Origin of the sequence: Corynebacterium sp. LaCa117, from assembly GCF_046717765.1 — a bacterium.
In the GTDB taxonomy this organism is placed as follows: Bacteria; Actinomycetota; Actinomycetes; order Mycobacteriales; family Mycobacteriaceae; genus Corynebacterium; species Corynebacterium kefirresidentii.
Genome location: NZ_CP177103.1, coordinates 45,333 through 54,722, shown reverse-complemented (window position 1 = coordinate 54,722; position 9,390 = coordinate 45,333). Strand labels below are relative to the sequence as shown.

The 9,390-nt window shown below is 48.9% G+C and carries 7 protein-coding genes and 1 pseudogene; 6 read left to right on the top strand and 2 right to left on the bottom strand.

The features are described 5' to 3' along the window. Positions 1 to 544: 544 nt before the first annotated feature. Together ACLI1L_RS12760 and ACLI1L_RS12755 are read right to left on the bottom strand one after the other, a co-directional pair. Positions 545 to 787, bottom strand: a pseudogene (locus tag ACLI1L_RS12760) (IS256 family transposase); the annotation flags it as partial. Positions 788 to 1,436: 649 nt separating this feature from the next. Then, entirely contained in the window at positions 1,437 to 1,994 is a 558-nt protein-coding gene (locus ACLI1L_RS12755) for a MarR family winged helix-turn-helix transcriptional regulator (protein ID WP_240504819.1), read from the bottom strand. Between the two features lie 120 nt (positions 1,995 to 2,114). Here ACLI1L_RS12755 and ACLI1L_RS12750 point away from each other — a divergent pair, with 120 nt between their 5' ends. The 6 genes from ACLI1L_RS12750 to ACLI1L_RS12725 are packed head-to-tail and all read left to right on the top strand — an operon-like array spanning position 2,115 to position 9,384. Further along, positions 2,115 to 2,795 (top strand): phosphoribosylanthranilate isomerase, encoded by a 681-nt coding sequence (locus ACLI1L_RS12750; protein WP_411708393.1) that lies wholly within the window; start codon positions 2,115 to 2,117, stop codon positions 2,793 to 2,795. 8 nt (positions 2,796 to 2,803) lie between these two features. Continuing rightward, positions 2,804 to 3,445, top strand: a complete 642-nt coding sequence (gene upp / locus ACLI1L_RS12745) for a uracil phosphoribosyltransferase (protein ID WP_086892518.1) — start codon at positions 2,804 to 2,806, stop codon at positions 3,443 to 3,445. 53 nt (positions 3,446 to 3,498) lie between these two features. After that, positions 3,499 to 7,293 (top strand): AMP-binding protein, encoded by a 3,795-nt coding sequence (locus ACLI1L_RS12740; RefSeq protein WP_411708392.1) that lies wholly within the window; start codon positions 3,499 to 3,501, stop codon positions 7,291 to 7,293. Positions 7,294 to 7,302: 9 nt separating this feature from the next. Beyond that, the gene (locus ACLI1L_RS12735; RefSeq protein WP_086892516.1) at positions 7,303 to 7,533 is read left to right on the top strand and encodes a tautomerase family protein; all 231 of its coding nucleotides are present in this window, start codon (positions 7,303 to 7,305) and stop codon (positions 7,531 to 7,533) included. After that, positions 7,526 to 8,467: a pseudouridine-5'-phosphate glycosidase gene (locus tag ACLI1L_RS12730; RefSeq protein ID WP_086892515.1), complete on the top strand. Its 942-nt coding sequence runs from the start codon at positions 7,526 to 7,528 to the stop codon at positions 8,465 to 8,467. Before ACLI1L_RS12735 ends, ACLI1L_RS12730 begins: the two co-directional genes overlap by 8 nt. Next, positions 8,464 to 9,384 (top strand): EamA family transporter, encoded by a 921-nt coding sequence (locus ACLI1L_RS12725; protein ID WP_086892514.1) that lies wholly within the window; start codon positions 8,464 to 8,466, stop codon positions 9,382 to 9,384. Before ACLI1L_RS12730 ends, ACLI1L_RS12725 begins: the two co-directional genes overlap by 4 nt. Positions 9,385 to 9,390: the final 6 nt, after the last annotated feature.

Below are 9,390 nucleotides of genomic sequence, written 5' to 3'. Positions count from 1 at the left end.
ACAATGAGAATAGGTCCAGGGAGAATTTACGCTGGTAGTGACATGCGCATGTGTGTACATCATGCTATGCGCATGGGAACCGTTAAGTAGGGAAATAAACTAAAACCACCTTATGCTCATATGTTTATATGCGTATATACATATATCAGCATTCTAAAATTTAAAGCTATCCACTTGCCGAGGGATATTCCGGTTGCGGAAAGCGGGATAGTAAGTATTCTGTGGGTGCCCGATATAGGCTTCCCCCGAGCGGCTTCTCCCCAGTGCCCCCTGTGAGCGCGGCCTGGGGAGTTTCCTTTATCGCTTTCCTTCCAGCCGTTCTTTGAAGCTGGTGGCTAAATTGAGAAGCTCGACTGAATTATCTGCAGGCCGTTGTTGAGGCAGATTCCGTTGTGCTGCGCGCACAAATTTAGCGAGCGTATCGGCGTCGCGGGCCAGTGGGGAAGTAGCAGGCAGTTCCACTTGCATTACTTGTAGGTGCTTGGCGGCACTGTTGCGCCTAGTGCGAGAGCGTCCGATAGTTTGTGTGCGGGGGGGGGGTGGTTTACAGGTAGTCCGCGAATCGGTCTGGGTATGCCACAGCTAGTTGGTCGATGGCTTGTTTCCAGCCATTGGCCTTCGCTCCTTCAGTATACCCGTTGCACTCAACGGCGCGCTTGGCTTGCTTCGCGCGCTTGGCAGCGCGTTTGTCTTCGATGTTGCAAATCATCAGCCAAAGCGTCTTCAGTGCTGCTGTATCGTTCGGGAACTGGCCCCGGTTTCGGGTAGTTTTGCGCAGCTCAGCATTGTCTGGTGGCGGGAGTTGTAAAGCTCTCGACCGAAGTGGTCAAGTTGGTTCACACCATCGTTGATCACTTCGGGCTGTAAGGCCCGAGAACAGTCCTCAAAGGATAGCAGCCTTCGGGGGCTGTTGTGTACGAACACTAACTCGTCACACCCCACAGCCTAGCAGCTGAACTACGGTGCGGATAGATCAAATTCGAAGACGCAATGACGTTGTAGGCATAAATACGGTCCTGGAGCGAGGACGTGCCTACTCCCGCAAGGGGCTTCGCTCCTCTGGGCTAGCGCGCGTCCTAAGCCCACTTGCCTCCGAAACTATGGTGCCCCCCTCTGCGAGCAAAGGGTGAAGTCCTCCGATCCAGGTGACGGTCAAAGAATGCCTCACCGCAACCCCCGCCGTTTGGCGAGCGACGAAGTGCGGAGCTGGGAGCGACGGGCGGTGGAGCGGGGCGTGACGACTGTTTATCGGCCCGGAGATTTCCAGCAGTTGGCAGCACTCGGACTACGAACAGGTCGAAGTGCAGATTCGAGCGACGGAGAAGTACTGGGCCAAGAGGCACGATCCTATCGATTAAAATCATTCACCCAGATTGCGCGAACCAGTAGGTACTGACCCTAGGAGTGGATAGTTATAAGATTCTAGCGATTTCAACTCAAAGATTGGATGAGCACCCCGGGGCTTGCTCACTTCTAATCAGCAGCTTATCGAGCAGACCATTAAGCTGTTCATACTCATCGTCATTTAACGGTGAGATAAATTCTGAGCATAAAGAAGCATGCTCATCAATTACCCTTTCGACGAGCAAATAACCTTGTTCAGTAAGTTCTACGAATACTTCCCGACGCCGATCAGGATTTTCCACCCTTCTCACCAGACCACGATCTACAAGTCTATCGATCCGCTGCGAGATGGCCGATTTCGAAACCATAGCAAGGTCCGAGAGTTCCTTATGGGTGAGCCGAACCCCGGGCCGCTGGCGGCGGAGAGTTGCTAGAACATCGAACTCCCATCCCCGCAGACCTACAGATTCGTGGCAATCGCTCAACACATCTTCTAAGGCTTGTCGCAAGTGAATAATTCGACTCGTCACCAACATTCCCCGAATATCGGTATCAGGCCTTGCCTCGATCCATTGCTCAATCAGCGCGCTCGCTCTCTGGTCTCTTAGCGTTCCAGCTATTAGGTTTTCCCTTTTTATATTATTCATCATACCTATATTAATTGGGGGGTCGAATGTTCACCAAGAGTTTACCCAAGTAGAAAACGCATGTATGCCTTTTCAGTTAAGCTGCTTGATTGTTCAGTAAATACACATTTAAGGAAATGATCAATGGACCCAGTAATCCAAGTTGCAGGAATTCATGACGTCGAAGAAGCGAAGCTGGCGATCGAGAGTGGCGCCAACTGGCTTGGTATCCCACTTCGTCTTCCATCTGGCAAGGATGATATTTCCGAAGAAGACACCAAACATTTAATCGAACAGCTTGGGTCTCAAGCGAAGTTTGTACTGATCACCTACTCTTCCAGCGCAGAAGAGCTCACTAGCCTGGTTAAAGAACTAAACTTCGACGCAGTCCAACTCCACGGCGACATAAGCGTCGAAGAAGTTCAGGACCTCCGAGATATGAATCCGAGCATCCAAATCCTTAAAAGCTTGGTCGTCAAACAGGATAATCATAGTCAACTGTTGTCCACCGTCCGAGAAATGGAGGACGTTGTCGACATGTTCCTAACAGATACCTACAACCCGGACACAGGAGCCAAAGGAGCAACAGGGCTCCAGCACGATCTCACCGTTAGTAAGAAGATCGTGGAGTCTACAAGAAAGCCGGTGATCATTGCCGGCGGGCTCAATCCAACTAACGTTGCAGAAGCTATTGCTTTCGTAAGGCCAGCGGGAGTTGATGCCCACACGGGCCTTGAAGGAAAGGACGGTCGCAAAGACCGGCATCTCGTAGAAAAGTTCTCAGAAGAGAGTCGTCGTCAGTTTAAAGAACTCGACGAGGAGTAGATCACGATATGCCGGTTCATCTACTCCCGAATAGTAAATTTGCATCTTCATTACAAACTGTTGCGCGGAACCGAGATTCAAATATAAAAGACTTCACTTGGGCAACTTCCCGAGTGAACAGAATGCTAGTTGAGTACGCGCTGAACTTTGCGGAATATGCGGAGCGAACGGTGGAAACTCCCACCGGAGCCAGCTTCGACGGGTTCGAGATAAAAACCGAGATCTGCGGCGTATCCGTCATCAGAGCTGGAGAAAGCATTGAACAAGCTTTTCGCGAAGTGTTGCCCGGTGCTCCAATCGGAAAGATTTTACTGCAGCGCGACCCTAAAAGCCTAAATCCAACATTCTTTTACGAAAAATACCCAGATTGCATCGAGTCATCGACAGTGCTCCTATTTGAACCAATGGTTGCAACAGGTCGATCACTGTCTTTAGCAATGGATCGATTGATGTTGGCCGGTGTTTCGGAAAGCTCAATTATCTCTGTCAACTATCTCGCCTCACCCGATGGGATCAAGTACGCGGAAGAGAATCACCCACAGGCAACGTTCGTGGTTGCTTCGATCGAACAAAAGCTAGACGCTAATGGCTTTATGCTACCGGGCATTGGTGATTTCGGCGATCGATTTTTCAGCAAAACATACCCCTGACAACTCACTCTGCGCAACCAAACTTTCTCCTCCCACGAAAGCAGGTACCTGCGATGCACACCCAGCCGATTCACAAACAAGACTTAGGTCCAACCAGTATCGAAGAGATCCAGGCCGTTCTGACTGGAAAGTCAAATTTTGCCATAGTGTGTCAACCTGGATTGCATGTTTCACTACTAGCGATTTACGCGCTCTCACAGGGCAAGTCATACATTCCGATAGATTCGAATTACCCAGAACAGAGGATTTGTCAGATTCTGGAAGACTCAAAATGTGAACTTGTGTTTACAGACGTCTCTCCAGATAAGTGCGCACCGTGGCGACTTGATCGCGAAATAATTCAGCTTTCCGAGGCGTTCTTCAATCTTGCTTCAAGTCTAGCTTCCGAGGGATTCAGTTCATTTAGCGCTACTGATCTGCTCACAGATCCGAAGGGCCTCGCCTACACTATCTTTACGTCGGGCTCGACTGGGAGACCCAAAGGAATTTCTATCTCTCGCTCAAACATTCACAACCAGCTGTGCTGGCTTTCAGCTGAGGGTCACCTCTCTTGCACCACGAGAATTCTTCAGAAAACACCAATTGGATTCGATGCTGCTCAATGGGAAATTCTCGCACCACTAGCCGGAAGCATGGCCGTTCAAGGATCCATTGGATCCTACCGAGATCCCTGCAAAATAGTTGAGGATGTCAAGAAAGGGTCGATCAACTCCCTGCAAGCTGTTCCCGCGCTTATTCAAGCAATCGTTGATATTAACGGCTTCCGTGAAATGAGCACACTGTCAAAACTTTTTTCTGGCGGAGAGACACTTTCATGGAAATTAGTTCACGAAATCAGAGAGCAGAACCCGTCTATAGAAATAGTAAACTTATACGGGCCAAGCGAATGTACAATTAACGCTTCAGCTTTTTGCATCAACACAAGCATAGACGCCTCCTCACGTGAAATAGGTTCGGTGCCAATTGGAACTCCCGTAGCGAACACTTCATTCTATTTGGACACAGGTTCGGGAGGAGGGTTCATACGCCCACGGCCTCATGCACAGGGTGAACTTATTATTTGTGGCGAACAAGTCGGCTTAGGGTATTTAAATAACGAAGCAGAAACAGATAAGCGCTTCTTCGAAATTGCAGGATCACCTGCTTATAAAACAGGAGATCTCATCCGTTGCGACTCTAATGGTCAACTCATCTTTGTTGGACGAACTGATAATCAGATCAAACTGCGCGGAAATCGCATTGAACTTGACGAAATATCCCACCACTACCAGGCCCATCCATGGGTGACTAGAGCTGAGTGCGTAGTAGTTTCAGACGAGAACGTCACCTCCTCCCAATCATTGGTCGCATTTATGCAACTGTCGCCAAATGCGGCTCCCCTTATGGATGGTTCTGAAGCTGAAACGCACCATTTGTCAAAAGAAAATCATCTCCAAGTACAAGCTCAGCTATCGAATTTGGGAGTTCGACGCGATCTAGTCGGACCCAGCCTGGACTTCTCGCAAAAAATGGCTGGTCGCCTCACTAATGCGATTGAAGAGTATAGCTTTCAAAGGAAGACTTACCGCTCTTTTGGATGCGGAGACGTATCGACTGATGACATAGATAAGTTGGCGCAACTCTTTGCTAACCACGATCCCACACCACATCCGTTATTTCAAGAACTAGTACCGGATATAGAGAAGGATCCAATCGCTGCAATTCTATGCGGATTATCTGCGTTTTTTAGCGATTCACGTCTGCTTCCGAAGTATTCGTACGCATCTCCGGGATCCCTGTACGCTATCCAGACTTTCATAAGCTTTGGGTCAGAATCGGAACTAGCAGGGTCTTTATTCTATTTTGATCCTGTCCAGGGCACCCTTCTGAAAGTTTCAGGCAACAACCCGTGCGACAGAACTCAGTTACATTTCATTTCGCATACCGAGGCAATATCAAAGGTTTATAAGAAGAACGTGCGTGAGGTTCAATACTTCGAGCTTGGTCACTTACTAGGATTCATTCGAGATCTTCTCGAAGGAACAAGCCTCATCCCAAGGTTTTCGGAAGGCACACGTCCCGAGAGTATCGTTCCAGTTTCACCAACTGACATCTACCTCGGAAGCGTGACACTCGAGTTCGATTCCTCTTCGCAGTCTCAAACTCACACGTATCTGGAAGAACCCAACTGGTTTATTACGGTGCCGACTGAATCCGAACTCGCGGAGCCTGGTGTTTACAAGTACGTAGACGGTCAGCTTGAAGCCTACAAAACGTCTACTTCAATACTTCAATCCGACGTGATAGCCATAAATCAAGAGGTGTTTTCTTCGTCATCATTCGGCATCGGTCTATACTTCATTCGAGAAGAACTTGAGGCTCAGCGCCATTACGTTTCGTTAGGCGCAGCCCTGCACAGGCTACAGGCACGATGCCCTTCATTGGGTTTTATGTCATCTGGTTACAGTTCCTTCAGCGGCAATCCCCTTCCTTCTGCACTGAAAGCGGCGCAGATCCTCAATGTTGGCGAATCTCTTAATGAGCTGGCCTTCTACTATGCACTGGCTGGGCCTATTTCAGCGGAACAACGTTCTCATCGCGGTATGAACGAAGACCAAGTACACATGGAAGGACCGACCGAGATCATCACACGGCAGATCAAAGAAAAAGTCCCTTCCTACATGATGCCTGACCATGTCGTCGTAATGAACCAACTTCCCCGTACTGCTAACGGAAAGATTGATCGGAAAGCTTTAGTCTCGATAGCGTCCGACAAGTTCAAGACTAAAGTTCGAAATGGCCCACTCCCCGAAACGGAGAATGAGATTGCCGTGGCGAAAGCATGGTCTCAAATTCTAAAGTGCACTGACATTCGCGCGAACGACAACTTTTTCGACCTCGGCGGGAACTCAATCCGAGTAATGATGCTAATCTCGCAACTTCGCGAAAATCTTGGAATAAAAGCATCGCCACAGTTGCTTTTCGCAAATCCAACCCTCGAGAAATTTGCCGATAGTATTAGTGGCAGCCGTGAAACATCTCGCGCGATAGACCTTATCCAACCGGCCACAAATATCACGAACCAAACTTGTACAGTAATGTGGCCCGGTCTCGGCGGTCTTCCACTCAATCTGAGGAAACTCGCCGGATCTGTGAATCTCAACGGCCGCGTTCTTGGCATTCAGGCCCAGGGTCTAAATGAAGGCGAAGAAATACTAAAAGACCTCGACGAAGTAGCGCGTAAGGATATTCAACTGTTACCTAAGAATGCAGAGTTAAATTTAATTGGATATTCCTTTGGGGCACGTGTAGCCATCAAGACAGCAACACAACTGGCTCAAATGGGAAGGCAAGTACGTTCGCTGACACTCCTTTGTCCCGGAAATCCCACTTTGGCGCCAGACAACAGCATTGAGCAAACCGGTTCCCGAGATAGCAGTGTCGGCAATCCAGAATTTCTAGGAATGCTTCTAAGCGTATTCAATTCACCCCTACGAGCGGACGACTTTCGTTCAGCTCGGCGGAGCTGTCAAACAATTGAGGATGCTATCAAATTTATTCACGCAAAGAATAAAGACATTAGTTACGGTCAGGTGTCACGCATCGTCAGGCTCGTTGCTACGCAATATCAGTTCGAGTATACATTTGACGAGATTGAGCACTACCAGCCAGTTTGCCCCACACTGGTCGTAAAAGCAAAGGGCGATAAATACTCGTCTATTGATGCACTACTCAGCGCAAATGGTGAATTCATGAAGTCGATCGAAGTGGAAGTAGATCATTATGAGATTTTAAAGCCGCCATTTGTAACCACACTTGGCAATACAATTCGAGATTTTCAACACTATTCGTCAACCGTAAATAAGTAGGAGAGCACCATGCCCCATATTGAAATCTATCATTTCCCCAACTCAATGTCGGACTCAGATCGAAGCGCACTCGCTGAGGAAGTAACGGAAGTGATTGCCGCACATTTCCCTACAAAGCCTGGAAAAGTATCAATTCGCTTAAATTCCATAGATGAGAGGGATTGGGAGGAAGCTGTAGTTGAAAAAATGCTAATCCCTCAACGATCCACGTTGATTCGGGAGCCTGATTACCTTGCATAATGTACCTATCGAATACTCCGACGAGGTCCAAAACGCACTATCCAACGGCCTTCCAATCCTCGGCCTAGAGTCGAATGTTCTCTCCCACGGCTTACCTTATCCTCGCAACCTGGAGATGTTTAACGCTTGCGATGAGATAATCAGATCCAACGGGGTTGTTCCTGCTCTAACTTTTATTCGAGATAAACGGATCTGCATAGGCGCCAGTCCGAAAGATGTGGAGTTATTGACCGATGACCCGAAGCCTATCAAGGTGTCAGCTCGAGATATCGCACTCTGCATAACTCAAGGGAAGGTGGGGGCCACAACAGCAAGTGCTTCTATAGCAATATGTGAACTTGCAGGTATCAGAATCTTCTCCACAGCAGGACTTGGAGGTGTTCATCGGGATTTTTCCGAGACTTTGGATGTATCTGCAGATCTTCATGAGATTTCGAGTCGTAAAACAATTGTTGTATCCGCAGGTGTAAAGAAGTTCTTGGACATTCCCAAGACTTCGGAGGTCTTGGAATCTCTAGGGGTACCAGTTGTAGGCTTCGGGACATCAGAATTTCCCGCATTCTATTGCAGAAAATCCGGTGTATTCCTAGAAAGTTTCAGTCAAGACCCTATTGAAATAGCAACTGCAGCTGCCACACACATCGAGACTGTTGGCCCAGGAGGATTCCTAATACTAGTTGCACCTAGTAAGGAGATCGCACTAGACGACGAGCTGGTGGAAAAAGCAGTTCAAAGATCTCTCATAAATGCAAGTTCTCAGGGGGTTCGCGGCAAGGCAATCACGAAGTTTGTGATGCGCGCCATTGATTCAGAGACCGATAATCGCTCCCAAACGGCGAACTTTGACGTGATGGTTGAAGTGGTAAATGCCGCAGCTCAAATCGCTAGAAGCCTTAAACCTGAATTCTTCCTCGATTCAGTAGCGAAGAAATGAGGTTAGATATGACCAGTACTCAATTTACGTCGCGTGACAATTTCTTGTGGACACTAGTCACCGCATCTGCGCCAATAGTTTGGGGCACCACATACGTTGTAACAAGCCAACTTCTTCCAGCGGGATTTCCCTTCTGGTCTAGCGTCCTGAGGGCACTACCCGGAGGGATCCTCGGTTTACTGATTTGCCGCTCCCTTCCGAAAGGCGTTTGGATCATCCGATCAGCAATACTTTCCGTGTTGAACATCGGCATTTGGTTTCCGCTCTTGTTCTTGGCCGCGTATCGACTTCCCGGAGGAATTGCGTCGGTGCTAGCCGCCTGTCAGCCTCTCTTCGTGATCACCTTCGCATGGCTACTCACAGCACAGAGTCCCACCTTCTGGCGCATTGGCTGGGCGGTATGCGGAGTTTTTGGAATTGCAATAATGGTCCTCGCTCCCGGAGCTAGCCTCGATTGGGTTGGCATTGCAGCAGGGATAGTCGGGACCGCCAGCATGGCTCTCGGAATTGTACTGACAAAGCGATGGGGGCGCCCCACTGATGCATTCACTTGGACATCTTGGCTGTTGAGTTGGTCGGGCTTGATGCTCATCCCCATAGCGTTTCTTCTCGAAGGGAATCCCCCAGCGCTTACTTCCACCTCTTTAATGGGTTACCTCTGGCTCTCACTTGTGGGTGGCCTGCTCACTTACTGGGCTTGGTTCTCTGGACTGGCCAAAGTATCTGCAGTTTCCGCTGGGTTCCTGCCACTGCTTTCACCACTAGTGGCGACTTTGCTCGGTCTCGTGATTCTTGGAGAGAGCCTGAGCACCGTTCAGTGGCTCGGATTCCTGCTATGCCTGTGCACAATTCTCTTGTCCCAGCTTCAACCCTCACAGTTTCTCTCGTTTCTAAAGTTCAAAGATTCTTCTAGCTAAAGGAGT